The following is a 25,889-nucleotide window of genomic DNA, read 5'->3' as shown; positions in this document are numbered from 1 at the left end:
ATCATGTGGTTAGCGCTAGCATTTGCCTCAGCATTCCTGTTGGGATGTTATGAAGTAAATAAAAAGATTTCCCTGAACGGGAATGCCGTAATTCCGGTATTGTTTCTGAATACGTTGATAAGCAGCCTTATCTTCGTTCCGTTTATATTTTTATCGTTCTGTACGAATGTGCTGGACGATACTATGTTTTATGTTCCCCGTGTCTCTTTTGAGGCGCATGTGGCTGTATTTATCAAAGCGGTGATCGTGTTGTCTTCCTGGATATCCGGTTATTTTGCATTGAAGCATCTGCCGCTTACCATCACGGGACCGATCAAGGCCACACAGCCTGTTCTTACTTTGGTCGGAGCGATGGTCATTTTTGGGGAACGTCTGAATTTGTATCAGTGGATCGGGGTTTTGCTTTCCATCGCTTCATTTTATATGCTTTCCTCTTCGGGAAAGAAAGAAGGGATAAACTTTACCCATAACAAATGGATATTCTTCACGATTATTTCCATAATAACCGGTGCGATGAGCGGCTTGTACGATAAGCATCTGATGGGAAGTATGGATGTGATGACGGTGCAGGTCTGGTTCAATGTCTATCAGTGTCTGATCATGTTGCCGATCCTGTTGTTACTATGGTATCCGCAGCGTAAGAAGAGTACGCCTTTTGTGTGGCACTGGAATATCGTATTTATCTCCGTATTCCTGATCATTGCCGACTGGATTTACTTTTATGCCTTGAGTTTCCCAGATTCAATGATCTCGATCGTATCCATGGTACGCCGTAGCAATGTACTGGTTACTTTTGTAGCCGGAGCGATCTTCTTCCATGAAAAAAACTTAAAGAGCAAGGCTGTGGACTTATTCCTTGTGTTGTTAGGAATGATATTCCTATATTTGGGGACAAAATAGACAATAGAATATGAAACGACTTATTTTTTCTATATTGATTTGTGTTTTTGCATGGGGTGTGGAAGCCCAGGAAATAGATGCATTATTTGTTTCAATGCCGGATAAGAATATTCCGCAACTGGAAGATGCCTGGCGTAAGGACCTGGTCGATCTGTACAAATCGGGTAAAGAGGCCCGTTTGAAGAATACGATGAATGGCTTTTCTGCGTTGAAGAATCTTACTTCCGATTATTTGTTGTTACAGGTTACCGACAGAAGTACTGTAGAAATGAAATTGCTCCCGTTGGTGAATAATACAAATGTGATCTGTATGGTGAAAACGGTAAATGGTCCGGTACCTGACAGCCGGATTGAGTTTTTTACAACGGAATGGGAACCTTTGGCTGCTTCCGACCTGTTCACTCCCGTCGAGGCGGATTGGTTTATCAAAGAAGATGCAGATAAAAACAGTACGGCTTTTCTGGATGCTGTTTCCCGTTTGGATATGGATTTGATACAATATAGTTTGAGTCCCGAAAATCTGACATTAACGGCAACATACACAACTCCTCAGTATCTGAGCCAGGAAGACCGTAAGATAGTAACTCTCTTTATAAAAGAAGCTCCGAAAGTGTATACCTGGGAGAAGTTTCATTTTAAATAGGACAAATAAAAAGAGATCAGCCAAGGTTGGATAAAGCTAAACCTCGGCTGATTTTTTTGTTTCACTGTGTGATGATTTATTCAATGAGCTGTCCTTCCGAATCGAATGTAAGTTTTACCGTATTATTATCCTGTTTCAGTTCAAATATATAAAACATACCGGCTGGTTTTTCGATTGCATCTACTTCCAGTACTTTGTATTGGTTATAGGCGGAACTGGCAAGTTCGTCCGTCACAACGACCGGGACGTCTTCAAGACGGGTATCCCATTGGGTGCTAACCCATTCGTTTTTTTCATTGAATGATACTTCTTTATGGATGCCTTTGTCTTTTATATCGATTTCCGTGCCGCTCTTTTCTTTATCGAGTTTCAGGATGGTTGCCTGCGGATATTTGGTCGAGATAAAGTTCCGGAAAACCTGAGGGACTTCGACAGTCTGGTTTACTTTCTTTTGATGGTTATTACAACCGGCAAGCAGCGAAATGCAGCATACGAGAATGGCTAAAACAGATAGTTTTTCTTTCATGACGTTTAATTTTAATTGTTTATAAAAGAAAACACGAATACAATGGAGGTCCAGCCATCGTATCCGTGTAGTTTATTCTCGTAAGAAACAAATTCGCTCTATGCAAAGTTCGTTTTTACAGAGTTAATCTTTTTGGGTACTCTTAATATTGCCTTCGGAATCGAATGTTACTTCAACATCATTATTTCCTTGTTCCAGGTCGAATACATAGAAAGTACCTTCCGGTTTTTCGATAAGATCAATATCATCAATTGTATAATTCTTGTATTCGGAAGCCTGTAAAGCATTCATGACGATTGCCGGAACCTGATCTTTTGTAATGTCCCATTCTGTAGAAATCCATTGGTTTTCAGTATTGAAATAAACATCCTTGTAGATATTATTATGGAGGATATCCACTTCAAAACCATTCTTTTCCTGGTCGAACTCCAGAATGGTTGCACCTGCATACATTTTGTTGATTGAGTCTGTAATCGCCTGGGGAATAATAACAGGCTGGAAGTTGTTGTGATCGTCATCGGAGTCATTGACTACTTTGATGAGCACACCGTCTTCCGTATAATACAGGTCGACTTCTTTTTCGCCCTGTTCCGCTTCAATGACATACACTGTGGCGGCATTTGAACGTTCGAGTTTATCGTACTCTGTATATTTCCAATCTTTATATTCATTAGCTCTCAAACTCAAACGGATAGCTTCAGGAAGCAGACCGAAATTGATTTCTGTCTTTGTCATTACCCAGTTACCTTTATTGTCAAACCAGGCTTCGGCATCATTTCCGCTCAGATGGAAATCGGCTACCTCATAACCACTTTTGGTTTCCCATTCTACTTTACCGACACCCGGGTATTTTTCATCGAATGCTTTAGTGACGGTTTGGTCGGGCTGATAGTTGTCATCATCATCACAACTTGTAAATGCAAACAGACCGCACAATGCTAATGCTAAAATAGATAGTTTTACTTTCATACTTATTTTCTTTTTGTTGTTTTGTTAATCGAATTTCTTAAAGTTACCGTTACGGTCGAATTTGAGTTCAAGGTCATTGTTTAACTTGACTTCATATTCGCGTGTGTCTTTGTCGACAGAGATAACCTTGCTATCGGCAAAATTCTTCCTTATATAATCTGCTATTCTGGCAGGCAGGATTTCTAAAGGGATAGAGGCATGGCGCGCTTCGATCTCTTTCCATTCGCCGGACTTGTCAAATTCCACATTAATCCCGTTGGTGAGGATCACGTCATATCCTTTTGTTCCCAGCAGGTTGCTTTCTATTTTTATATGCGAGATATCTGTCTGTCCGAAATAGTCTGACAGGAAGTTGCGGCATACAGAAGGCAATACCGATTTGTCTCTTGTAATCTTCTCGTTGTCTGCGAAAATGGCCATTGTTGATAATAACAGGCTGACCAGAATTAATCCGAACTTTTTCATGACTTTCTTCTTTTAATTTATACTGCAAAGAAAAGGTGACATTTGGGAAAGATTTGGGAAAAATGATTATTTGAATGTTAAAATGAACTGATGCAGCCCATTATATTCATATTTTATATTTATCCCGTAAATGGAAGCAATCGATTTAATGATCGCTAATCCCAGTCCGGTTGAATCTTTCTTATGCGTTTGTTTTTCAAAACGGTTGAACAAAGTCGCTTCATTCAGTTTCGGGCTGTCACAACTGTTGGCAACAGTTAATGTACGGCTGGTTATTGTAATGGCGATTGTTCCGTTTTCTATATTATGTATAAACGCGTTCTTTAATAAATTGCTGACCAGGGTAGTAGCCAGCGATTCGTTCATCGTATATGTTAATAAACAGGTTTCCGTATAGGATACCTGTATATTTTTGTATTCATACATCTCTTTAAAATCCGGCAGGAGTCTGTCGATCAGCTTATTGAACTCTATCTCAGAAGTGTCGGGAAACTGTTTGTTGTCGATACGTGAAAGGAGTAGCAAGGATTTGTTCATCTTTATAATTCCACGGAGCGTATGATTGATTCCAGCTATTTCGGAAAGCTGTTCTTCCGTACAATCCGGGTTTTCGCTGAGAAGTTCCAGTTTGTTCATGCAGATAGCCAGCGGTGTTTGCAGTTCGTGGGAAGCATTTTCGACGAACTGCTTCTGTTGGTTATACATTTCCGTATTTCGTTCCATGGCTGTTTGTATGGCCGTATTCAGGATTTTGAATTCTTCCACTTTGGTTTCGTTTACCAATGGGGCCGGTTGTTTTCCGGGGCGGTATTCTTTCAGCCATTTAACGAGCGTATAAAGAGGGCGGAAGCTGGATTTGAATACAAAGTGCGATACCAGCAGGATACAACAGAGCAGGCTGACATATAATATAATGATACTCCAGAAGATTGCTTCGGCCATATCTTCTTTCTCGAGGGTTGAAGTTTCGATAGTCAACTCGTAATATTTCCGGTCGGAAGTCATGAACCAGGTACGTAATACGCGGACCGGTTCGTACTCCATTTCGATTTCGATATAGGTGGTGGAGTCGAAGAACTCGTCTTTATCCAGTTCAGCTTCCGACTCCGGGACTTCACGGATATAATATTTGGTCATGATGTCGACATGGTCACGCAGTAATGTGCTGTCGGCAAGGACACTCTTGATAATGATTTCCTTATAATTTTCCAGGCTGTCGTTGGTCTCGTCGTCTATCTCGTGCATGATGACGAAATAGAAACAGCAGGCCCAGGCCGTCAGGATGATCAGTAACGGAATCGACAGATTGCGGAATATATAGTGGATCAGTTTCATTGTATTATTCTTCGTTTACCATTTTGTAGCCGAAACCGTAGACCGCTTTAATTTCGGCTGTCGCCCCAGCGGACTTCAGTTTCTTGCGCAGGTTTTTTACCTGGCTGTAAATAAAGTCGAAGCTGTCTGCCTGGTCGATATAATCTCCCCAGATAGATTCAGCGAGTGCCCCTTTGCTAATCAGGCGGTCGGGGTTGGTGACGAAATAGTAAAGCAGGTCGAATTCTTTGCGGTTCAACACCAGTTCTTCTTCATTAATATATACGGCATGGCGATCCGGGTAGACAGTAATGTTTGCCAGGTTGATATGCATTTCGCCATCCTGTTGTTTCCGGCGGATGATGCATTTGATACGGGCATTCAGCTCGGCCAGGTGGAAAGGCTTGGTCAGATAGTCGTCGGCACCGAGATCGAGACCGGTCACTTTATCTTCGATCGAGTCTTTGGCAGAGACGATGATAACACTATCTTTTTTCCGCATCTTCTTCAATTCTTCCAGCAAGTGGAGGCCGCTACCGCCCGGCAACATGATATCCAGCACGATACAATCGTAATCATAATCGTTGATCTTCAGCAAAGCATCCTGATAGTTGGCCGCACTTTCCACGACATAGCGCTCCTTTTCAAGCGAACGGATCATTACTTCACGCAAAGAATCTTCATCTTCTACAATCAGAATTTTCATGGGCTATCTTATTTATTTACAAAGTTATGCAATAATTCTGGCAAAAAACTGGAATTTTCGTGTTATGTTTTCCTTCCTTTGTCGTCATAATAACAGAATGGAACTTGAAACGTTTAAAATAACCGTCTTACCACTCCGGGATAAGCTGATCAACTTTTCCCTGAGACTGATGCAGGAAAAGGCCGATGCCGAGGATATCGTGCAGGAGGCTTTTTTGAAGCTGTGGTATATCCGTGAGAAATTGGACGGCTACAATAGCGTGGAAGCACTGGCGATGCAGGTTACCAAGAATCTAGCTCTGGATAAACTGCGTGCCCGCCGGCCGGAAGGTCCCGATATAGAGACGCTGTCGCTGGATTCGGGATACCGTTCGCCGGCCGAACAGTTGGAGCAACAGGATGCCGCCGCCCGTATCCGGCAACTGATCAGCCAATTGCCTGCTGTACAGCAAACCATCATTCGGATGAAAGATGTGGAAGGTTATGAGATAGCCGAGATAGCCGAGATAACCGGTTCTCAGGTCGAAGCTATCCGTTCCAACCTCTCGAGAGCCAGGAAGAAGATACGGGAACAGTTTTTATTATTAAACAAACAGGAGCAATTATGAATATAGATGAATTATTGAATCGGTATTTTGAAGGAGAAACTTCGGCGGAAGAAGAGCAGAAGCTCCGTCGTTTCTTCGCTTCAGACAATGTTCCGGAAAACCTGTCTGCCTACAAACCTTTGTTTGCTTATTTCGATGAGGAGATTGCGACTGAAAGGGATATGGCAGAAGAGATATGGTCGGAGATCGCTCCCGAAGCACTTCCGGAAAAGCGTTTCCGGTTGAATCGCAAATCGGTGGTTTATGTTCTGTCGGCAGTTGCTGCTTGTGTGCTGGTGTTTTTGGGAATCAGTCAGTTGCTTTATCCGGCCGATCCCTGTTTTTGTTCAGATAATTATGTAGTGATAAATGGGCGGTGTTATACCGATATCCATAAGGTTCGCTCTTCGGCTTTTGAAGCGTTGCATGAGGTGGCCACTCCTGCGGACGAATATTTCCCCGAAGAAGATAAAGATGAGGCTGACCGCCGGATCATAGATAACCAATTAAAGGAACTTGGTTCCATTTTTAGTGATGACGAATAAAAACTTGTTGCGATGAAACAGATCAAATACACATTATTAGTATGGTTGGCAGCCTTATGCTGTTTCCTGCCGGAGTAGGGGCAACAGATGCTGAGGTTTTGCAGAAAGACCTGAAGATACAGGATGTTTTCCAGCGTTACGGCCGTAAAAAGAATGTAACGATGGTGGAACTTTCCAACGAAATGCTCGAGACATACGGCATGACCCGCTATAAGAGCATTACGATCAAGAATGATCCGGAAGCCTTGCGTTTCACCCGTCAGTGTCTGGAGGCAGACCAGAAAGGCGCCCGTAAGATTAAGGAAGTGACCGACGATGGCGGCGTGATTTCCGCTTATTACCAGTTGCCGGGTAAGGAGGCTGATATAAACCGTTTTGTCCTTTTCAAAGTCAATGCAAAAGGCGTGATAACCCTGGTCTATATCGAAGGAGATCTGGATAGTGACGATTTGATTACTATCCTGTTCACTAAAAAAGATTTATAAACGAATAAAACTATATGAAGATGAAAAGATTAATACTGATTATGGCAGCCTGTCTCCCCGTGATGGGTTTGCTGGCAGCAGAAGTAGAACCGATGCCGGCCGATACGGTTATCACATTGGAAAAGAAACGTATAGAAGTCAAAGATAATGGTGACCGGATGAAGGTGCGGGTATATGAACTGGATGAAAATGGTGAAGCGGTTGATGATGAAATGGTTTTTGAGGGGCACTACCGTGACGGGCAAAGTTACGAACGCCGCAAACATATCAAGACGTTGAATATACCTGTTCCCACCTGGGACAGGGACTTTTCCGCCCACTGGGCCGGCTTCGGTATGGGCTTCAACAGTTTCGATGGAGACGATGTTTCGCTGCGCAAAGGGAAATCGCTGGAATATAATCTGAATTTTATGGAGTTCAGCTTTCCATTCTCCCGGTATAACTGGGCGCTGGTGACCGGTGCCGGCCTGCGCTGGAATCGTTACCGTATAGATGAAAACGCTCATTTTCAGGAGGTGGATGGCGTTACCCAGCTGGTTCCTGCTCCCGAAGGTGTTGTTTATAAAAAGAGTAAACTGAATATGACCAGCCTTACCATCCCTGTATTGCTCGAATGGCAGACACCGAAGAAAAGACATAAACCCCGTTTCTTCGTTTCCGGCGGTGTAGTTGGGGTTATCAAGACAACCTCTTCTTCCAAAGTCGTTTACGATGACGAGCGCGGAAAGACCCGGAAACAGAAAATGGATGGTGGCATGAACCTTCGTCCTGTTACGATGGACCTTCTTTTTCAAGCGGGTGTCGGCTGCATAGGGGCCTACTTCAAGTATTCGCCTATTGAAATGTTTGAGAGTAAAAAAGGACCGGCCCTTCATCCGGTTTCTTTCGGGTTGCAGTTACACTTATAACATAATTTTAACCAATATCTCTGTTTGATATATTAACTTTGCGGCCGAAAAGTTTAGGTTATCGGTTATGAAGAAAAGTCTTATCGCCCTGGCGTTTGGAACGCTGGGGCTCGGTTTGTCCGAGTTTGTAATGATGGGGATATTGCCCGATGTGGCTCGTGATCTGGCCATTTCGATTCCGGAGGCCGGGCATCTTATTTCGGCTTATGCGCTGGGTGTTTGTGCCGGTGCTCCTTTGTTGGTACTGTTGGCCCGTACGCGGCCATTGAAGCAAATCCTTCTTGTTCTGGTTACGATTTTTATCGTTGGAAACCTGTTTGTGTCGTTGTCGCCTAACTACTGGACGATGATGGCTATGCGTTTTATTTCCGGCCTGCCTCACGGCGCTTTCTTTGGTGTCGGGTCGATTGTGGCAGAACGGCTGGCTGCGGAGGGGAAGAAGTCGGAAGCTGTGGCAATTATGATTTCGGGAATGACGGTGGCTAATCTGCTGGCTGTTCCGCTCGGGACTTATATCAGCCATGCTATTTCCTGGAGAGCCACCTTCTTCAGTGCGGCTTGTTGGGGAGTCGTTGTCTTTTGGTTTATCTGGCGGTGGGTGCCGTATGTTGCCGCTTTGCCGGATAACGGTTTTAAGGGACAGTTCCGTTTTCTCCGGAACCGGGCGCCGTGGTTGTTGATTTTTGCTACGATGTTCGGTAATGGCGGTTTCTTTTGTTTATACAGCTATATAACACCGATGCTTACACAGGTTTCTGGTTTTCCGGCAGCCGATATGACTATTATTATGGTATTGGCCGGATTAGGGATGTGTATCGGTAATCTGTTGGGTGGTCGTCTTTCCGATATGTATACGCCGGGACGTGTGGCGGCTGTTACACAAGGGGTAATGTGCCTGACGCTGGTGTTTATTTTCGTTTGTGCTGTTAATCCCTGGCTGTCCGTTATCCTGATGTGTATAGGTACTGCTTGCCTGTTTGCCGTATCGGCACCGCAACAACTCCTGCTTATTCAAAATGCAAAGGGCGGTGAGATGCTTGGAGCTGCCAGCGTTCAGATTGCGTTCAATATGGGGAATGCGCTGGGGGCTTATTGCGGAGGATTGCCTATCGAGGCGGGATATAGTTATCAGTATGCTGCCCTTCCGGGTGCCGCTTCAGCTTTTGCCGGGTTCCTGTTGCTTAGCTGGTTTAGCCGGAAGTATGAACAGCGGAAGATGAAGGTTTGCATGGCTGGATAAAATTAGTATCTTTGTTGGTAGGAAGGGGCAGTCTGTGAACTGCTCCGATTGGTAAAAACAACGAGTATGAGTACAAATAGAATTGAAGATGTCCCTTTTGAAGAGGTACACGAAGTGCAGAAATACGGAACCTATTATTCGGATAACCGTTTTTGGAAAAAGGTTGAACGGGTAGCCAAAAAGGTGGGAGCTACTGTGTTATTACCGGTGTTTACACTTTATTATATGTTGCAGGACGATAAAGTTTCTCTCCAGCATAAAGCCTATATTGTCGGTGCCCTCGGTTATTTTATCCTGCCGATTGATTTGATTCCGGACGGTATCCTGCCTGTTATCGGTTTTACGGATGATATTGCCGTAATGACATTGGTTCTGAAGTTGGTGAAAGATAGTATCACTCCTGAAATCAAGGCACGTGCCAATGCCCGGGTATCGGAGATACGGGAACGGATAACCTGTAGCTTCTTTCATAAAGCTGAGTCTTTCATCTCAGCTTCGTGAGATAAAGAACTCAGCTTCGTGAGATAAAGAACTCAGCTTCGTGAGATAAAGAACTCAGCTTCGTGAGATAAAGAACTCAATGTTGATATTTGAAGCTATTCCTTGTTTTTGTTCAGTTAATGTAATCAGTTCCGTCCCTGGAAACTCCTTTTCAAGATACTGGGTGAGATACTCCATCGTATTATCGGCAATCAATTTGTCTATTTCCGGATACAGATTATAGACCAGCGCTTTTACTTCTACTCCATATTGTTTGCAGGCAAAAAGACTGAGCAGGGTATGGTTGATACTTCCCAGTTTTCCGGAGGTGACAAGCAGGACCGGATAATTTTGTTCTTTTACGTAATCGATGGTGAGCGAGTTGAAATCGTTCGGAACCATCAGTCCGCCGGCACCTTCGAGAAGGACATATTCATATTTCTCCTGTAACTTACGTGTCGCTTCGGTGATGGTCGCGAGGTCGATGGTGCGTCCGTCGCGTTCGGCAGCCATGTGCGGGGAACAGGGATACGTGAAGATGTAAGGACAGGTGAGGCCGGCCTTATCCTCTTCGGTGAAGGGGATATTCTGTAACTGCCGGTGCATTTCAATATCTTCCGATACTTCCGTACAACCTGTTTGTATCATCTTCTGGGTGATAACCGTTTTGCCCTTTTCGGCCAGGGCGCGGGCGAGGATACCGGTGGCGTAGGTTTTGCCGATATTGGTGTCGATGCCTGAAATAAATAAGACTTTTCCTTTCATTTTTTATGCTTGTTTTTTTACTGCCAGCACATAGAGCGGGCGGTAAGTGAGTGTTACCTGATTGTTATTTGTATGGAACAGTTCCTGATAATCCCGGCAGAAATCTGTTTGTTTGCCGCGTGTCCAGGTGCCGTCGCCGGTAGCGGTTACCCCTGTATGCTTTAAATGGCGGAGCACATCGAGCGGTGTATCGAAAGTGAGGATTATTTCTTCTTCTCTTAAGTGAATCAGATGAAAATCTTCCTCCAACCATTCCGTCAGCAGTTCGCCTGAAGGATATGTTAAACCTTTGCTGGTCAATTGCCTGATCTCCGCTAAATTGCCGGGAGCAAAGGTATTGAACAGTAAAGTTCCGTTGGGCGAAAGCATTCCGGCCAGTTTATGAAGGAATTGTACAGGTTCCTTCATCCATTGAAAGGCGGAAGCGGATGCGATCAGGTCGAAGCGGCCGGGAAAGTTGATCTCTTCCGCATTTCCGGCGATAAAGAGTGGTGACTGTCCGGGGAACAGAGAGGCTACTTTCTCCCGACAACCGTCACAGATATCGTTCAGATACCATTCGTCGATTACGCAACTTTCTTTCAAAAGACGGGTGAAACCGCCCGTTCCGCAACCAATTTCAAGGGCACGCTGAAAATGGATGCCGGTGTAACGCGATAATATACCGGTGAGTTTCCGGCAGATTTGTTGCTGTGCATCGGCATGCAGGTCGTAACTATCCAGCGCGCGGCTGAAGCGGGTTATAATTCGTTCCACTGTTTCCATAAATAAAAAGGATAATGAGGTGCTGTGATTTCTGTTATCGGACAACGTCCGTTCCAGTAGTTGCGTTGATTGGCAGCCGGAAAGATATGATCGTCCGAGCTTATAATGGCACGTGTCCATTGTATAGATGTCGTGTCGTCTGCATTTGTCATTGATTGGCCGTTACAAAGATTGTAAATATGTTGTAGCTCGTCTTTAACCTCTTCCAGCGGGCGGGCAGGAAATTTCTCGTATTGTGCGAGTATATCCCGGCTGCCGCACATTCGGCGGTTGAAACGTTTCATACCTTCGGCTGTCAGGTGGTCGAGTGTTCCCCGGAAGATGTTTTCCGGGATACCGAAGTTGTCGTCTATCGGCCGGGGCGTGCCGTTGATGGCGGTTGCTGTTGTTAGTGCGTGTTTCCCGGCTAAAGCCAGTTCTGCCATACGCACTCCCATAGACCAGGCAATCAGATGGATTTCCTTATAGCTGCTTAGGTCTTCATGGAATGTCATGTCCCTGTAATCATAACAGAGCATGATATCCGTTCCATTCTCTGCTTTCAGTCCGGTAAATGATTCGGGCGAAGCGGACCAGCCAGCAAAGAAGAGGAGCAGGCGGGAATAGGAGCTATTGATTTGTTTTTCTATTTTCATATTTCTTTTATCAGTTGGGTGAGTTGCGCAGTGGTTATATCCGCTGTCAATGAGAAGCGTATCCGTGCCGTTCCTTTCGGAACCGTGGGCGGACGGACGGGGAGACAATAGAAGCCTTTGCATTGTAACTCTTCGGCTTTGCTGATACAATTGTTATTTTCTCCGATTATATAAGGGATGATATGGCTTTCGCTGATTTCTCCTCCTTTGCCTTCGAGGGCATCGGAAAGCAGATGGCTTGTCAGGGTGAGTTCTTCACGCAGGGAGGAAAATTCCAGAAGTCGTTCGAAGATGAAACGTGTCCAGGCTATCTGTGCAGGAGGCAGGGCGGTACTGAATATCAGTGGACGCATGCAGTTGACCAAATATTCCCGGATGGTCCGGCTACAAACTACATAAGCACCCATAGAAGCAAGTGCTTTACCAAAAGTACCGACCAGCAGGTCTATATCGCGGATGCAATCCTGTTCTTCGGCTATTCCGAGACCGTTTTTGCCGCGGACACCGATTGCATGAGCTTCGTCGACATAGAGGCAGACATTCGGATAACTTTTCTTCAGTTCTACCAGGCGGCGGAGGTCCGCAACGTCGCCATCCATGCTAAAGATACTTTCTGTTACGATAAATAACTGTTCGTACTGATTGGCATTCTTTTTTAATAATGTTTCCAACTGATTGTAATCATTATGGCGGTATCGTTGGAAAGGGGCGCCACTGAGCAGTATCCCGTCGATGATGCTGGCATGTACCAGTTTGTCGGCAAGGATGAGGGTTTGCTTATTGGCCAAAGCCGGCAGTATTCCGGTATTGGCATGATAACCGCTGTTGAAAAGCAAAGCAGCTTCCCGGTTGAAACGTTCGGCCATCAACTGTTCCAATTCCGTATATACCGTAAAATTCCCGGTCAGCAGGCGGGAGGAGGAGGAGGAGAGAGGATAATCTTTTTCCTTCCATTCTTCAAAGAAAGCCTCCCTTAAATCAGTGCGGGACGCCAATCCCAGGTAATCGTTGGAAGAGAGGTTAAGCATGACCTGCCCGTCTCTTTCTATCCGGTTGCCGGTATGAACGATATCCGGCAAGCTACGCAGGTTCCCCGCTTCATTTAATTGTTTTAATATCAGAGTGTAATCTTTCATTGTTTATTGAAAATGAATGTTTCAGTTTTTATCAAAAGTGAACTATCCTGTCCCCGTGTTTGACACGGGGCCGCAAGAGAACTGGAGGTATCAAAAGATATTATAGGAAACGGTCTGTGCCTTTGCGATCCCGTGTCAAGCACGGGAACGGGATAGCTCACCTTTTTCTAAAATTACTTCATTACTTATTCTTTAATACACTTCAATACCCCCGAAGTTAGAACCGTAAGCTCTTCCGGTCGGATAATAAACGGCGGCATCAAATAAACCAACCTGCCGAATGGGCGGACCCAAATGCCAGCCTCCACAAAGCGACGTTGCAGGATTGCCATATTGACCGGTTCTTTCATTTCAATCACTCCGATGGCTCCGAGTACCCGTACTTCCTTTACATTCTCAAAAGATTCTGCCGGCGCCAGTTCTTTACGAAGTTGTGCTTCGATGGCGCTGACCTTCTCTTTCCATCCGCTTTCCAGAAGCAGGGAGACGGAAGCGGAGGCGATAGCACAGGCCAGCGGGTTTCCCATAAAGGTCGGGCCATGCATAAAGCAACCGGCCTTACCGGAGCAGATGGTAGTAGCCACCCGTGTCGTAGTCAGCGTGGCCGAGAGTGTCAGATATCCTCCGGTCAGGGCTTTGCCGATACACATGATATCCGGTACGACACCTGCATGTTCCCAGGCAAAGAGTTTTCCGGTACGGCCGAATCCGGTCGCTATTTCATCAAAGATCAGCAATACATTGTATTGTTCGCATAACTCTTTGGCACGAATCAGAAAAGTCGGTGAGTAGAAATACATTCCTCCGGCTCCCTGTACGATAGGTTCCAGTATCAGGGCGGCGATATCATCGGCATGTTGTTCCAGCAAATCTTTTAATGGAGCCATGGCATCTTCGTTCCATTCTTCATTGAACTTTACGGAAGGTTGAGGAATAAAGTATTGAACGGGAAGGCTGCCGGCAAATATCCCGTGCATGCCTGTGACAGGGTCGCAGACAGACATCGCATGCCAGGTGTCTCCATGGTATCCGCTGCGGATTGTGGCAAATGCATGCTTCCCGGTTTTCCCTTCGGATTGCCAGTATTGGATAGCCATCTTCATCGCTACCTCGACGGCTACCGAACCGCTGTCGGCAAAGAATATCTTTTCCATCTCCGGAGGAAGGATTGCCAGTAGTTTTTGGGCCAGCTCGACGGCCGGTTCATGTGTAATACCACCGAACATGATATGACTCATCTTATCCAATTGCTTTTTAGCGGCAGCGTTCAGGACCGGATGATTATATCCGTGAACGGCTGCCCACCAGGACGACATTCCGTCTACCAGGCGTCTGCCGTCTGCCAGAATGATATTCACTCCTTCTGCACCGGCTACCGGATAGACAGGAAGCGGGTCGATTGTCGAGGTATAGGGATGCCATACATGCTCCCTGTCGTATTGCAGTAATTCTTCTGTTGTCATAAATCTGTATGTGTTATCCGACCCAGTCGGTTTCTTCTGTTAATGAATAGCCGGCCTCGGTAAAGAGTATTTTGTCTTCCTCTACCCGACTGCCGATGGTTGTCAGCAGGTCGCCGATAATAGCTGCGTTTATACCTATATATAAGGCTTTCCGTTGTGTCTCTTTACTCAACAGTGAACGTCCTCCCGAGAAACGGAGGTAAGCCTCCGGATTGATAAAACGGAATAGAGCAATAGTCGTAAGAAACTCTTCTTCCGATAATTGGGGAGTACCGGCAAGCGGAGTTCCCGGTATCGGTTGTAACAGGTTTAAAGGGATGGAATGTACTTGCTCTTTTTGGAGTAACAGGGCCATCTCTATACGTTGTTCCATTGTTTCCCCCATGCCGATGATACCGCCGGAACAGATGCGGAAACCTTCTTCGCGTGCCATACGGATTGTTTCGAGTTTCTGCTCGATTGTATGAGTAGTACATAGGGTACGGAAGTGGGAGGGAGCAGTTTCGATATTGCAATGATAGTTTTCGACACCGCTTTCACGCAGCTCTTTTAACTGTTCTTTATTCAAAAGACCAAGGGAAGCACAGCATTTGATGTCGCTTGCTTGTTTGATATAGCGGACGGTTTCTGTCAACTTCCTGATCTCTCCGTCCGATAGACGTTTGCCGCTGGTAACCAATCCGAAACGTTCGATTCCCTGTTGGCGATTGTGTAGTGCCTGATGAACACATTCTTCGGCCGGTAGTAAGGGATACAGGGCGACGACTGTGTTATAATGTCCGGACTGTGCACACCATTTACAGTTCTCGCTGCAATTCCCACTTTTGGCATTGATGATGGAGCAGGTATCGAATTTATCTCCCATGAAGTGACGTGTGATCTGATGGGCGGCCTTATATAAAGCCTCTTTATCGGGAGATTGGGATAAGGCGACGGCCTGTTCCTCATTGATGATTCCCCCTTCAATAACAATCTGTTTAAGTGTTTCAATCATATTGGTTGTCTTTTATGAAATAGAAAAGCGGAAAGTCTCAGCATAACTGAAACTTCCCGCTTTAGGATATATACATATAATAATGTAGGCGAACGAACCCGCTGCCGATGTCTGTTTTACCGTCTGTAAAGAGAATAGAAGAAGTAACATCTGTGAAAGCCACGATATAGCTTCCGCACACGGTTGCTCCTGCAAAAGTTCAGTCTCTTTCTTTGCTTCTTCCGGGCCGATTTGTCCGGTCAATAATACAGACGAATGATTGGAACCGTTTTTAACCTGGAATCTTTCTGCCACATTGGAAGAAAGTTGCCCGATTGTAACAGCCCTGCCCAGACTGAAGAATGCAGCATACCCCTTCCGGCTCCATCTTTTGAACCGGAAAGTCTTTTGTTTGAGATATGTCTGCTGCAACTTCATCTGTTAGCTTTTATTATTTAGCTACTTTTTCCAGACGCTTCATGATAGAGAAGATGAACAGTGCCGACAGCAGACAGCATACAATCAATACGCTCCATACCATCCACAACTGCATTCCGCCCCACAGATAACCGATGATAGCCACCAGATAGTTACCGATAGCCGTAGCTACGAACCATCCTCCCATCATCATACCTTTATATTTAGGAGGTGCTACTTTCGATACGAAGGAGATACCCATCGGTGAAAGCAATAACTCAGCGAAAGTCAATACCAGATAAGTCGATATCAGCCAGTTCGGCGAAACCAGAACATCGGCAGAGATACCGTTTGCTTCAACAGCTGCCGGAGTAGGCAATCCTAAAGAACCCAACGCCATGATAAGGAAACCGCAGGCTGCAATCACCATACCGATACCGATCTTACGCGGTGCAGACGGCTCTTTCTTTTTCTTTGCCAGATATCCGAATACAGCCAGCGATACCGGAGTCAACACGATTACAAAGAACGGGTTGAACTGCTGGAATATCTGCGGCAGGATACCAACTGTCGGATCCATAGAACTGTAACTCCATCCCAGTAAGCCAAGCATGATGACAAGGACAAGCCCTGAGATTCCTTTTGCTTTGCCTGTTTTTGACTGGAACAAAGAGAATCCTGCATAAACAATAACCAGCAGGAAAGTAAGGTTCACGATATTGAATCCTAAACGATCCAATCCCGTCACGGCTTGTGCAGTATAGTCACGCGCAAAGAATGTCAGTGTCAAACCATTCTGGTGGAAGGCCATCCAGAAGAAAATAACCACGGCAAATACCAGCAACAATGCCTGGATACGTGCTTTTGTCTGTTCCGGTGTCAGTTCTTCTTCCTGTACATTAGCCGGTTTAGCCTGTTTAGAGTTGTAATCGGCATGCTTGAATGTCGGACGGAACACTACATAGATCAACATGGATACGATCAGAGAGATACAGGCAATAGCAAAACCATAGTTGTAAGCCTCTGATAGTTTGTCAATATAAGTTGTACAGAAAGTTGCTGTATCACCAACAAAGTTCTGGGCTGCCTGTAAGCCGCTCAGGGTTGTTGCCCCTTCTTCGGTAATCGTTCCGTTCAGGAATTGATGGGCCAGTGAAGGTAGTTGCGGTACATAAGTGAATCCGGCTTTACTCAACATCTTATTTGTGATCAGTGTAGCAGCCGTAGGTGCATACATGGCACCGATGTTGATAGCCATATAGAAGATACTGAAAGCAGTATCGCGTTTAGCTTTATACTCAGGAGCATCATACAGATTACCTACCATTACCTGCAAATTCCCCTTGAACAAACCTGTACCACAGGCGATCAGGGCTAAAGCACCGAACATCAATATTTTTCCGGTTGAGGAAGGGGTAGGAATAGATAACAGTACATATCCGATAAACATGACAACAATACCTGTTGTTACCATTTTACCGTAACCGAATTTATCGGCAAGGATACCTCCGATGAGTGGCATAAAATACACTGCTGCTAAGAAAGAACCGAAGATGGTCGATGTCTCGGCGGCTGTGAAGCCGAACTTAGCTTGTAAGAATAAAGTAAAAATTGCGAGCATCGTGTAATACCCGAAACGCTCGCCGGTATTCGCTAAGGCTAACGCGTATAAACCTTTAGGTTGTCCTTCAAACATAGAAATTAAAATTAGATTATTATTGAATTATTTGTTTTATGGCGCCGGTCTCCGGATAGAAATAGACTTTCACCGGAGCTTTTTTATCTTCGAACATAACAGGAGCAAGCCCTTCGCGTGAACCGAATTGTGTAATTTGTGCGTCTCCTTTATATAGTGTTTTCTTGTTCATGCTGATTTCAATACTAGCTTTGCCGGGTACATTATAAATAATGCCTTTCAATGATTTTTCCTTCTTTTCAGCTTCTTTCGGGTCAAGCACCGGAGCACGTTCGGTCGCTTTTAAATTCATATAGACCGGGACACCTCCGAGGTCGTCTGCATCGACGATACCCATCAGATTGGAGAAGCGGAATAAAACTTCTTTTTCCAGATTATCGTAAGGGGTAATGCTCACTTCGTAATGAGAAGTTTCTTTGGTAAGGATACCGGTGAACAGGTTGGTCAGCGCCTTTTCCTGTTCTTCTAACTGTTGGATAACCAGCTTCATCGCTTCACCGTCGGGTGGAAGATTATCTGCATCTCCGGTCAGGATATTCAAACGGCTTTCACGGATACGGTAGATTTGTTTGGCAGCAACTTCTGCCTGTCTGGCTGTAGAGCCTGCCATCAGCAACTCTTCCGAGAAGACGGAGGCATCCGTCACTTTTGCCGGTCCCTGGCCATTTTTCTTTATTGTCTCAAGTTCTGATTCTTCCGGTGTATATTCTGCATTGATGGAACACAGGAGGCCGTCTTCCGTCAGATAAGCGTAAGGGGCAACTGTACCACTTTTAAATTCAACGATATAAGTGTTGTCCGGGTCGGGTATTCCTTTGTTTACCAACGATAGTTTTCCTAACTCATAGTATACCTTATCTTCCGTTATCGCATCTTTCACTCCTAAGTATTTTTCTGCATACTTGTAGTAAGGTCCGGCTTTGCAGGTAACCTTTGTAACTTCTGCATCAACGATCAGTTGTGTTTTTGGCAATGAGTAGGTAATACCGAAATTATTCGCTTTAACAGCGTTTTTCTTTACCACTTTGGTTTGTGCCATGAGCGGTATGCTAAACAAAAGACATGCTATTGTGATCAGATTTTTCATATCTAAACAAATTATTTATCTCAATTATGATTGTACAAAACTATGAAATATTTTGTTAGAAACCAACCTTAGAACCTTCTTTTAGACTTTTGTAATGTAGATGAGCAGTATGATTATGGTACTTTAGTTGGGGAGGGATAAAAAAATCATAGTTAATGTTTTGGTTAAGGGAGAACAACTCATGAGTGGAAAAGGAGATCGAGATATAGAGGGGTCGGTTAAATCGTCCTCATGAGTTGTATATAAACATAAATTTAGCGCGTTTAATGCTTATTCTGTTTCTATAATGAAAGAGCCGGTAAGATATCCGTATCTATGCACTAATTCCAGCGTATATTCACCATTCTCAAGATTTAATGGAATAGTATATACTTGTGGACCAGAGGCTGATACGCATTCTTCATAGACTACCATACCTGTATTATCTTTTACCTGAATAGTCAGGTTGCTAAGCGGACTGGTAAATTCGATAGTCAGATCTTGTCCTTCTATTGAAGCTGTAGGACGTGCCGGAAAGATAGATTTAATGTCTTCGGGGCCCCATTTGCCTTTAGTCGGAATATTATCTGCATACATGTTTTGAGCACAGAATGCTCCACATATTACTAAAAATAAAGCTGTGATGAACTGTCTCATAATCTTAATTAATTTAATTGTCGGTTGATAAAATTGAAAATGCCTTACAAATGTATAACCCATATTGGAATATAGATTATATTTTTGTTGACAAAATGTTGACAATTGATAAGTTATTATAAATCAGCTATAAACTGGTCGAATTTTTCGGTGCTTTCAGGCTCATGTGTCAATTTTTTATACAGTCTTTTCCGGCATTGTGTGACTCCGGAGCTTGTTAATCTCATCAATGATGCGATCTTTTTAACGGGAATGCCAATTTTGACCAGATAACAGACACGTAATTCTTCTGTGGAGACATATGGAGATAAGTCAAAAATACGTTTTGAGAAATCGGAGTAAGTCGCATCGATCAGTAAACCCAGTTCTGACCATTCGCTTTCCGTAAGTCCGGTTTCGGTCTTATGTATTTTGATATATAAAGCAGACTTTTTGAGATCATGTTCTAATATCTCTAATGTATTTTGTTTTAAAGAGATTTGTCTGTTCTCCATTTCCAGCATTAGCTTTTGGGTTTCGAACAGTTGTTTTTTTACATCACTCAGCGTTTCCTGTCCGTTGGAGAGTGCGTTTTCCAGATATTTAATCTGTTGTTTGTTATCTTCTATGTGTTGTTGGCTTTGTTTGTATTGTTGCTCTTTTAGGTCGAGTAGCTTTTTCTTCTTCTTCTGTTCTTTTTTGAAAAAGAAGAAACCCGTGAGAAATAGAAAGGCGGTGATGATCAGTATTTGATATATTATGATCATTTGTCTGGCTGCCTCTTGTTCATACTTTAGTTTCTCATCTGCTATGTGTTGGTAGTTGAACATGCTTTGTACCATGCGTATATTTTCATAATGAGAGTTGATCCTAATTGAATCTCTCAGTTGTTCGTAATGATCCCAGTATTTAAAATAGTGTATCAAGTCGGACTTCTGTCTTTCTATTTGGGCTAGAAAATTTAAACTGCCAGCTTGAGTATAAATGTTGGGACTCTGTAAACTTTGCTTCAGGTAATACTGAGCAGAATCGTATTGTGCTGTTTTCAACAGATATTCTCCATATGTTAGGTATAGATGATACCGTGGATTGGGAACTAAGCAGGTCTGTATAGATTTTTGTATACAATCATGTGCTTCTTCATATTGACCGGTTTTTAGATATAAGTTTCCGAGATCATTATATAAAGATGATATACTTTTGGGAGTGGCTATTTCTATAGCTTGCCGATAATAATATATAGCACTGTCCAATTGTTGTGTTTGAGTAAAAACACGGGCGGTATTGCGTAATGCAAAAGATATTCTGGTTGAGTCGTTACTCCCTTCCAAAAGAGATAGTGTTTTTTTGTAAAGTGGTAACGCTGTTTCGTAAATATCCTGATAAGAATAAAGCGTTCCGAGGCTATTGTTTATTTTTATAAGCAGGTCCGTGGAGTTCAGGCTTTCACCTAATTCCAATGCTTTCAAATAGGCTTGTTGTGCTTGTAAGGCATCCTGCATATCGAAATAGGTTCTTCCCATATAATAATATGATAACGCCAGTGAGGCAATATCATTATGGTTTTCATAATAAGTGACGGCCTTTTTTATCAATGAGTCGGAAGTAATTGTAATATAGTTTTTATCCAAAGCCTGCGTAAACAACAGGCAATAAGAGGCATATTCCCTGTTTGATAATGTTTCGGGTGATGGTATCTTGTTGAGAATGGCCAGCGCACTGTCGGGAAGTGTTTCCATCAATTTTTCTGCCTGCAATAGTTCTGATGAGGCAGAACTCCTCTTGGAACAGGAAGAAAAGCACAGGATACAGATTAGCAGAAAGTATAAAATAATATTTCGGGGTTTACTTGTCATTTGCGTATATTTGGTGGCCGAATATATCGCTTTTTTTTGAAACAGAAGTTGATAATGAATGTTATATTTTGGAAGTTATTCGGGAAGGTGGATAAGCGTATTGAATATTAAGCAGAGTCTGGTTGTATAAAAAAGTGAGAGTTCAAATGTCATACTATAGCACGCAGATGACGCAGATCGGGCAGATGAGCACAGATAAATAAATTGAAAATCAATAAATAATCTGTGTTCATCTGTTTAATCTGCGTCATCTGTGTGCCATTTAGTGTATTTTGACGCACCTCCACCTATATAAATGGAAAATAACTTTATCTGTTTATTTGATTTGCTTGAATGCTTTTCCGAGCATATCGGTGATGTCTCCGGCAATCATACTTTCTTCTGAACGGTAAACTGCTGCCAGGTCGCCAGCCGTGCCATGAAGGAAAACTCCTGAAACAGCAGCCGTTTCGGGTTCTGCCCCTTGAGCCAGTAGTCCGAGAATAATGCCGGTCAGGACATCGCCGCTGCCGGCTGTCGCCATACCCGGATTGCCACAACTGTTGAAATATACGTTGCCGCTTGCCGTGCAGGTTGCCGTATAAGTGCCTTTAAGTACAACACACAGTTTATGTTCGATAGCAAAAGACTGTGCTTTCTTCAGGCGCTCGAACATGCTGTTGCTTTCTCCGGCGATGCGGTCGAATTCCTTCGGATGCGGTGTAAGGATGCTGCGCGGAGGAATACGGTTCAGTAAATCTTTATTGGAAGCGATCAGGTTTAATGCATCGGCATCCAGCACGACCGGCTTGTCGGTTGTCTGCAACAGACGTTCCAGGGCGGCGGCTGATTCGAGATGTTGTCCTAATCCAGGTCCTACACCGATAGCGGAATAGATGGATATTTCAGGCACGGTCGTGAAATAGTCGGCATGCGGATCGAAGCTGATCATGGCTTCCGGAAAAGCTGCCTGCATAATGACTTCGCCACGTTGCGGGATATGCACGGTCAGTAATCCCGTGCCGCTTCTCAGGCATGAGCGGGCGGCAAGCAGGGCGGCTCCCATCTTTCCTTTGCTTCCGGCAATGAGCAATGCGTGACCGAAAGTCCCTTTATGGGAGAATTTATCGCGGGGCTGGAATACTTCGGAGATATCGTCTTCCGTCACCATCATATAGGGAGTAGACGTGTTATCGACGATATCCGGGTGAATACCGATGTCCAACACTTTCCACTCACCGACATACTGAGCATTTTCGGGAAAGAAGAAAGCCAGTTTCGGGAATCCGAATGTCAGCGTCAGGCTTGCCCTTACGATAGAATCCGGATCATTCGTCTGGTTATTTTCCCCGAACAGTCCGGAGGGTATATCAATAGATACGATCGTTGCATCCGACTGGTTGATATATTTTACCATTGCAGCAAAGCCACCGGTCAGCGGACGGTTCAGGCCGGAACCGAACAAACCGTCGATCACGACATCGCGGTCGGTCAGTACCGGAGGAACGAAATCGGCTACCACTTCGGTAAATTCAACCTTCTCCAATCCGAGTATCCGTTGTTTGTTCATCTCACAATCAAAAGAAAGATGCTCGGTCGGGTTGAACAGATAAGTTTCAACCCTGTAACATTCGTCTTTCAATAGCCGTGCGATAGCGAGTGCATCGGCACCATTGTTTCCCTGTCCGGCAAATACGATGATACGGGTTTGCTTGGAGTAACGGCGGCAAAATTCGTGCACGAAGACCGTTGAGGCGCGTTCTACTAAGTCGATAGAACTGATCGGTTCGTTCTGGATTGTGTATTGATCGAGTTCTTTTACTTTGTCTGTTGGAAATATCTTTATCATAACTGTAGGATATCAGAAGTTTATTCAGCATACAAATGTATAACAAACTTTGCTATGTTGTTCCCCCTTTTTTAAAAAGGGAAGGAAGCATTTTCGCCAATCAGGCGAAAGTAAGCAGGAAACGGCTTCCTTTCCCGGCTTCCGAGATAACGGTCAGGCTGCCTTTGTGCATATACATGATCTGCCGGGAAATACTGAGTCCGATGCCGGAACCGACAGGCTTGGTCGTAAAGAACGGTATGAAGATGCGCTCCTGAACGTCTGCCGGAATGCCTGTCCCGTTATCGCTGACCTGGATATAGTTTTTTCCTTCCGCATTGATCCCTGCCGATAGTTCTATCCGGGGATTCTCACATTCTTGTGTCGCATCCAGCGCATTTTTTATCAGATTGATCAGTATCTGTTCGATCAGAGCTTTGTCGGCGATGACCTGTAAATGCGATGCCGAAGGCAGGACTTTTATGCTATCCGTTTCCTCCTTGAATAACAGGGAGACATTGTCGAGTAGGCTGTCGACAGGTATGATTTCGGGGACGGGGGTAGGAATGCCGGTCACTTTTCTATAGTTCTCAACGAAGCGGACCAGGCCGCTGCTTCTCCGGAAGATGGTGTCGACAGCCTGGTGTATCTCTTCGCGTTCCTCGTCCGTGATAGGAGCCGAAGTCTGTTTGCTTTTCAATAACTCGGAGAGGGATACGATCGGTGTCATGGAATTCATGATTTCGTGCGTGAGAACCCGGATGAGTTTCTGCCAGGCTTCCGTCTCTTTATTTTCCAGTACCGAGCGGATATTTTTCATGCTGACGACGGTAAGCGGCTTGTTCAATACCACGAACGACATGGATGACAGGATCAGTTGCGAGTAATCTTCCTGGCGGCGGACTTGCAGGATAGACAGTTCACCGGGATGCAGGATGCGCAGCCGGGCAGGAAGTTCCGGATGGTAAGCTGCCAGGTCGTCTATCGTTTCGGCAAAGTTCAGTCCGGTTTGTATTTTGGCTGCCTGGTTCATCCATTCGACCTGTCCGGTTTCGGGAGAATAAACGAAGACGGAGAGGTCGATATGATTGGCCAGCGCCTGGAAATATTGCAGTTGGCTTTCCTTCTGCTGAAGATGTTTCTTATAGAATTGCAAAGCCTCTTCCACCGCTTCGGTCAGTTCTTGCGGGAGGGCATCCGACGGTTCCTGGTGTGTTGTGCCCGAGGAAAGGAAGTCGGAATAGCGTACCGACCAGACAAAATGCCGGAATAACCGGTCGCTCCGTTCCATCTGCCGGAGCAGGTACCAGGCTTCTATCAGGAGAATCATGCCGGCGACGAAAGCAGAGATATAAAACTTCCCCGCCACCAAAAAGGCAAGAACCAGGCTGGTGATTACTATTAAAAGGATCAGCCCGATAGCTTTTTTCGAGTATTTTTTCATAAGCCGTATTTTTCCAGTCGCCTATATAAAGATGTACGCGTAATACCTAAGAGATCGGCAGCCTGTGTCAGGTTTCCGGAGCAATGATGCAAAGCCTCCTGTATGGTTTTCTTTTCCAGCTCTTCCAAATTGAACTTTTCTTCCTTTTCGCGGTAGCTCGAAACGGGGGTACGGAGCATGAAGTCGTCGTACTGCAACTTTTTCTGGTCGGAAAGGATGACGGCCCGTTCAATGACATGTTGCAGTTCGCGGACGTTGCCCGGCCAGTTGTATTGTTTCAGAAGCTGGCGCGCCTCCCGTGAGAAGCCTTCTATCTCTTTCTTATATTTGTGGCTGTACCGTTTCAGGAAATGATCCGCCAGGAGAGAGATGTCGTTTCCCCTTTCCCGCAAGGGAGGAATGAAAATCTCGATCGTATTGATGCGGTAAAGCAGGTCCTGCCGGAAACTGCCGTCCTGCACAGCGGCATGGAGGTCGGTATTGGTTGCGCAGATCAACCGGACATTGATGGAAGTCTCTTTGGTCGATCCCAGGCGGTTTATCTTCTGCTGTTCGATCACCGTAAGCAGTTTGGATTGGAGCATAAGCGGCAGGTTTCCGATCTCGTTCAGAAAGAGCGTGCCGCCGGATGCGATCTCGAAACGTCCCGACTTGCTTTTATTTGCATCCGTAAAAGCCCCTTTTTCGTAACCGAACAGTTCGCTTTCAAACAGGTTGTGCGGGATGCTTCCCAGGTCGATAGGCACGAAAGCCTCCTGGTTGCGTGACGATTGTTTATGGAGCGTATAAGCGATCAGGTCTTTTCCCGTCCCGTTCTCGCCCTGCAAAAGAATGTTGGCATCCGCGTTCTTCAACTTTTCTACCGTCTTGAATATCTTTTCCATGGCGGGAGATTCGCCGATCACTTTCAGCTCCGGCTCTGTCGTGGTGAGGACGGACTTTTGTTCTTTCAGCGTCTGCACTTCTCCGCGCCGCAGGCTGAGTTCGAGTGCCGACGAGATGGTTGCCAGCATCTTCTCGTTCTGCCAGGGCTTAGGGATGAAATCGGTGGCTCCCGCTTTGATGGCGCGGACGGCCTTTTCCGTATCCGAATAGGCAGTGATCAGGATGACGACAGTCTCGGGAGATATTTCGCGGATGCGTTCCAGCCAGTAAAAGCCTTCTTTTCCGCTGACGGCATCTGCCGTGAAATTCATATCGAGCAGGACGACATTGTATTTGGTAGTCGATACGAGCCGGTTGATCTCTTTAGGGTTCGTGCAGGTCGTAACACTTTCAGCCAAAGGGCGGAGCAGCATTTTCAGCGTAAAGAGAATGTCTTCATTGTCGTCGATAACTAATATTTTTCCTTGTCGTACTGCCATTCGTTCTTTATGTATTGATTAGAAGTTCCAAACTTAGGTAAAATTTCCGGATAGCCGGTCAAGAATGTACCAATTATTGGTAATGAAAAGAGTTGGCTT

26 protein-coding genes and 1 pseudogene are annotated in these 25,889 nt (G+C 44.9%); 8 read left to right on the top strand and 19 right to left on the bottom strand.

Annotation, left to right across the window (positions count from 1 at the left end):
• The first annotated feature begins 3 nt into the window (after positions 1–3).
• Positions 4–900, top strand: a complete 897-nt coding sequence (locus tag DXA15_RS06920; protein WP_046145102.1) for a DMT family transporter — start codon at positions 4–6, stop codon at positions 898–900.
• A gap of 10 nt (positions 901–910) precedes the next feature.
• Entirely contained in the window at positions 911–1,543 is a 633-nt protein-coding gene (locus tag DXA15_RS06915) for a DUF3256 family protein (protein WP_128133548.1), read from the top strand.
• 76 nt (positions 1,544–1,619) lie between these two features.
• On the opposite strand, the gene DXA15_RS06910 is transcribed toward DXA15_RS06915, so the two are convergent.
• The 5 genes from DXA15_RS06910 to DXA15_RS06890 form a co-directional block, all read right to left on the bottom strand.
• Positions 1,620–2,069, bottom strand: a complete 450-nt coding sequence (locus DXA15_RS06910; protein ID WP_128133547.1) for a PepSY-like domain-containing protein — start codon at positions 2,067–2,069, stop codon at positions 1,620–1,622.
• A 123-nt stretch (positions 2,070–2,192) separates the two neighbouring features.
• Entirely contained in the window at positions 2,193–3,038 is an 846-nt protein-coding gene (locus DXA15_RS06905) for a PepSY-like domain-containing protein (protein WP_128133546.1), read from the bottom strand.
• Positions 3,039–3,062: 24 nt separating this feature from the next.
• A complete protein-coding gene (locus DXA15_RS06900; RefSeq protein ID WP_128133545.1) occupies positions 3,063–3,503 on the bottom strand; it encodes a PepSY-like domain-containing protein in 441 nt (146 codons plus the stop codon).
• A 66-nt stretch (positions 3,504–3,569) separates the two neighbouring features.
• On the bottom strand, positions 3,570–4,838 hold the full coding sequence (locus tag DXA15_RS06895) for a sensor histidine kinase KdpD (RefSeq protein ID WP_128133544.1): 1,269 nt from the start codon (positions 4,836–4,838) through the stop codon (positions 3,570–3,572).
• 4 nt (positions 4,839–4,842) lie between these two features.
• Complete coding sequence (locus DXA15_RS06890; RefSeq protein ID WP_128133543.1) at positions 4,843–5,523, bottom strand: response regulator transcription factor; 681 nt, start codon at positions 5,521–5,523, stop codon at positions 4,843–4,845.
• Between the two features lie 97 nt (positions 5,524–5,620).
• Between DXA15_RS06890 and DXA15_RS06885 the strand changes: the two genes are divergently transcribed.
• The 6 genes and pseudogenes from DXA15_RS06885 (at position 5,621) to DXA15_RS06860 (ending at position 9,788) form a co-directional block, all read left to right on the top strand.
• Positions 5,621–6,130 (top strand): RNA polymerase sigma factor, encoded by a 510-nt coding sequence (locus DXA15_RS06885; protein ID WP_007659067.1) that lies wholly within the window; start codon positions 5,621–5,623, stop codon positions 6,128–6,130.
• Entirely contained in the window at positions 6,127–6,654 is a 528-nt protein-coding gene (locus DXA15_RS06880) for a hypothetical protein (protein WP_128133542.1), read from the top strand. The genes DXA15_RS06885 and DXA15_RS06880 overlap by 4 nt, the downstream gene beginning before the upstream one ends.
• 12 nt (positions 6,655–6,666) lie before the next feature.
• Positions 6,667–7,139, top strand: a pseudogene (locus DXA15_RS06875) (hypothetical protein).
• A 20-nt stretch (positions 7,140–7,159) separates the two neighbouring features.
• Positions 7,160–8,047, top strand: a complete 888-nt coding sequence (locus DXA15_RS06870; RefSeq protein WP_128133541.1) for an outer membrane beta-barrel protein — start codon at positions 7,160–7,162, stop codon at positions 8,045–8,047.
• A gap of 67 nt (positions 8,048–8,114) precedes the next feature.
• Positions 8,115–9,287 carry an MFS transporter AraJ gene (gene araJ / locus DXA15_RS06865; RefSeq protein ID WP_128133540.1) on the top strand — a complete coding sequence of 391 codons (1,173 nt, stop codon included), beginning with the start codon at positions 8,115–8,117 and terminating at the stop codon, positions 9,285–9,287.
• Between the two features lie 66 nt (positions 9,288–9,353).
• Positions 9,354–9,788, top strand: coding sequence for a YkvA family protein (locus DXA15_RS06860; RefSeq protein WP_128133539.1), 435 nt, complete (start codon positions 9,354–9,356; stop codon positions 9,786–9,788).
• A 54-nt stretch (positions 9,789–9,842) separates the two neighbouring features.
• Here DXA15_RS06860 and bioD read toward each other — a convergent pair whose 3' ends face one another.
• The 14 genes from bioD to DXA15_RS06790 form a co-directional block, all read right to left on the bottom strand.
• A complete protein-coding gene (gene bioD, locus DXA15_RS06855; RefSeq protein WP_128133538.1) occupies positions 9,843–10,532 on the bottom strand; it encodes a dethiobiotin synthase in 690 nt (229 codons plus the stop codon).
• 3 nt (positions 10,533–10,535) lie between these two features.
• Positions 10,536–11,297, bottom strand: a complete 762-nt coding sequence (gene bioC / locus DXA15_RS06850) for a malonyl-ACP O-methyltransferase BioC (RefSeq protein ID WP_128133537.1) — start codon at positions 11,295–11,297, stop codon at positions 10,536–10,538.
• Positions 11,273–11,932, bottom strand: a complete 660-nt coding sequence (locus tag DXA15_RS06845; protein ID WP_128133536.1) for a DUF452 family protein — start codon at positions 11,930–11,932, stop codon at positions 11,273–11,275. Before DXA15_RS06845 ends, bioC begins: the two co-directional genes overlap by 25 nt.
• A complete protein-coding gene (locus DXA15_RS06840) occupies positions 11,929–13,068 on the bottom strand; it encodes an 8-amino-7-oxononanoate synthase (RefSeq protein ID WP_128133535.1) in 1,140 nt (379 codons plus the stop codon). The genes DXA15_RS06845 and DXA15_RS06840 overlap by 4 nt, the downstream gene beginning before the upstream one ends.
• Before the next feature lie 185 nt (positions 13,069–13,253).
• Positions 13,254–14,531 carry an adenosylmethionine--8-amino-7-oxononanoate transaminase gene (bioA, locus tag DXA15_RS06835; RefSeq protein ID WP_128133534.1) on the bottom strand — a complete coding sequence of 426 codons (1,278 nt, stop codon included), beginning with the start codon at positions 14,529–14,531 and terminating at the stop codon, positions 13,254–13,256.
• A gap of 13 nt (positions 14,532–14,544) precedes the next feature.
• Positions 14,545–15,525, bottom strand: a complete 981-nt coding sequence (bioB, locus tag DXA15_RS06830) for a biotin synthase BioB (protein WP_128133533.1) — start codon at positions 15,523–15,525, stop codon at positions 14,545–14,547.
• Between the two features lie 12 nt (positions 15,526–15,537).
• Positions 15,538–15,942 carry a hypothetical protein gene (locus tag DXA15_RS06825; protein WP_128133532.1) on the bottom strand — a complete coding sequence of 135 codons (405 nt, stop codon included), beginning with the start codon at positions 15,940–15,942 and terminating at the stop codon, positions 15,538–15,540.
• A 13-nt stretch (positions 15,943–15,955) separates the two neighbouring features.
• Positions 15,956–17,617: a peptide MFS transporter gene (locus tag DXA15_RS06820; protein WP_128133531.1), complete on the bottom strand. Its 1,662-nt coding sequence runs from the start codon at positions 17,615–17,617 to the stop codon at positions 15,956–15,958.
• A 19-nt stretch (positions 17,618–17,636) separates the two neighbouring features.
• Positions 17,637–18,704, bottom strand: coding sequence for a DUF4831 family protein (locus DXA15_RS06815; protein WP_128133530.1), 1,068 nt, complete (start codon positions 18,702–18,704; stop codon positions 17,637–17,639).
• Between the two features lie 270 nt (positions 18,705–18,974).
• Entirely contained in the window at positions 18,975–19,340 is a 366-nt protein-coding gene (locus DXA15_RS06810; RefSeq protein ID WP_128133529.1) for a DUF3244 domain-containing protein, read from the bottom strand.
• Between the two features lie 116 nt (positions 19,341–19,456).
• Positions 19,457–20,950 carry a tetratricopeptide repeat protein gene (locus tag DXA15_RS06805; RefSeq protein WP_233566937.1) on the bottom strand — a complete coding sequence of 498 codons (1,494 nt, stop codon included), beginning with the start codon at positions 20,948–20,950 and terminating at the stop codon, positions 19,457–19,459.
• A gap of 541 nt (positions 20,951–21,491) precedes the next feature.
• Entirely contained in the window at positions 21,492–23,003 is a 1,512-nt protein-coding gene (locus DXA15_RS06800) for a bifunctional ADP-dependent NAD(P)H-hydrate dehydratase/NAD(P)H-hydrate epimerase (RefSeq protein ID WP_007659048.1), read from the bottom strand.
• 100 nt (positions 23,004–23,103) lie between these two features.
• Complete coding sequence (locus DXA15_RS06795) at positions 23,104–24,426, bottom strand: PAS domain-containing sensor histidine kinase (protein WP_128133527.1); 1,323 nt, start codon at positions 24,424–24,426, stop codon at positions 23,104–23,106.
• On the bottom strand, positions 24,423–25,790 hold the full coding sequence (locus tag DXA15_RS06790; RefSeq protein ID WP_128133526.1) for a sigma-54 dependent transcriptional regulator: 1,368 nt from the start codon (positions 25,788–25,790) through the stop codon (positions 24,423–24,425). The genes DXA15_RS06795 and DXA15_RS06790 overlap by 4 nt, the downstream gene beginning before the upstream one ends.
• Positions 25,791–25,889 lie beyond the last annotated feature (99 nt).

It is taken from the genome of Parabacteroides sp. AM58-2XD (genome assembly GCF_003463685.1).
GTDB lineage: Bacteria > Bacteroidota > Bacteroidia > Bacteroidales > Tannerellaceae > Parabacteroides > Parabacteroides segnis.
Note: the sequence above shows the minus strand (reverse complement) of the source record. Positions and strands in the feature narration are given on the sequence as shown.

Bases quoted from the DNA above. Each gene is read 5' to 3' on its own strand.
- DXA15_RS06870 (WP_128133541.1), top strand. From the start codon at position 7,160: ATGAAAAGATTAATACTGATTATGGCAGCCTGTCTCCCCGTGATGGGT.
- DXA15_RS06915 (WP_128133548.1), top strand. From the start codon at position 911: ATGAAACGACTTATTTTTTCTATATTGATTTGTGTTTTTGCATGGGGT.
- DXA15_RS06810 (WP_128133529.1), bottom strand. From the start codon at position 19,340: ATGAGACAGTTCATCACAGCTTTATTTTTAGTAATATGTGGAGCATTC.
- DXA15_RS06895 (WP_128133544.1), bottom strand. From the start codon at position 4,838: ATGAAACTGATCCACTATATATTCCGCAATCTGTCGATTCCGTTACTG.
- bioD (WP_128133538.1), bottom strand. From the start codon at position 10,532: ATGAAAGGAAAAGTCTTATTTATTTCAGGCATCGACACCAATATCGGC.
- DXA15_RS06790 (WP_128133526.1), bottom strand. From the start codon at position 25,790: ATGGCAGTACGACAAGGAAAAATATTAGTTATCGACGACAATGAAGAC.
- bioA (WP_128133534.1), bottom strand. From the start codon at position 14,531: ATGACAACAGAAGAATTACTGCAATACGACAGGGAGCATGTATGGCAT.
- DXA15_RS06920 (WP_046145102.1), top strand. From the start codon at position 4: ATGTGGTTAGCGCTAGCATTTGCCTCAGCATTCCTGTTGGGATGTTAT.
- DXA15_RS06815 (WP_128133530.1), bottom strand. From the start codon at position 18,704: ATGAAAAATCTGATCACAATAGCATGTCTTTTGTTTAGCATACCGCTC.
- bioB (WP_128133533.1), bottom strand. From the start codon at position 15,525: ATGATTGAAACACTTAAACAGATTGTTATTGAAGGGGGAATCATCAAT.
- DXA15_RS06800 (WP_007659048.1), bottom strand. From the start codon at position 23,003: ATGATAAAGATATTTCCAACAGACAAAGTAAAAGAACTCGATCAATAC.
- DXA15_RS06840 (WP_128133535.1), bottom strand. From the start codon at position 13,068: ATGAAAGATTACACTCTGATATTAAAACAATTAAATGAAGCGGGGAAC.
- bioC (WP_128133537.1), bottom strand. From the start codon at position 11,297: ATGGAAACAGTGGAACGAATTATAACCCGCTTCAGCCGCGCGCTGGAT.
- DXA15_RS06890 (WP_128133543.1), bottom strand. From the start codon at position 5,523: ATGAAAATTCTGATTGTAGAAGATGAAGATTCTTTGCGTGAAGTAATG.
- DXA15_RS06885 (WP_007659067.1), top strand. From the start codon at position 5,621: ATGGAACTTGAAACGTTTAAAATAACCGTCTTACCACTCCGGGATAAG.
- DXA15_RS06910 (WP_128133547.1), bottom strand. From the start codon at position 2,069: ATGAAAGAAAAACTATCTGTTTTAGCCATTCTCGTATGCTGCATTTCG.
- DXA15_RS06905 (WP_128133546.1), bottom strand. From the start codon at position 3,038: ATGAAAGTAAAACTATCTATTTTAGCATTAGCATTGTGCGGTCTGTTT.
- DXA15_RS06880 (WP_128133542.1), top strand. From the start codon at position 6,127: ATGAATATAGATGAATTATTGAATCGGTATTTTGAAGGAGAAACTTCG.
- DXA15_RS06820 (WP_128133531.1), bottom strand. From the start codon at position 17,617: ATGTTTGAAGGACAACCTAAAGGTTTATACGCGTTAGCCTTAGCGAAT.
- DXA15_RS06795 (WP_128133527.1), bottom strand. From the start codon at position 24,426: ATGAAAAAATACTCGAAAAAAGCTATCGGGCTGATCCTTTTAATAGTA.
- DXA15_RS06900 (WP_128133545.1), bottom strand. From the start codon at position 3,503: ATGAAAAAGTTCGGATTAATTCTGGTCAGCCTGTTATTATCAACAATG.
- araJ (WP_128133540.1), top strand. From the start codon at position 8,115: ATGAAGAAAAGTCTTATCGCCCTGGCGTTTGGAACGCTGGGGCTCGGT.
- DXA15_RS06845 (WP_128133536.1), bottom strand. From the start codon at position 11,932: ATGAAAATAGAAAAACAAATCAATAGCTCCTATTCCCGCCTGCTCCTC.
- DXA15_RS06860 (WP_128133539.1), top strand. From the start codon at position 9,354: ATGAGTACAAATAGAATTGAAGATGTCCCTTTTGAAGAGGTACACGAA.
- DXA15_RS06825 (WP_128133532.1), bottom strand. From the start codon at position 15,942: ATGAAGTTGCAGCAGACATATCTCAAACAAAAGACTTTCCGGTTCAAA.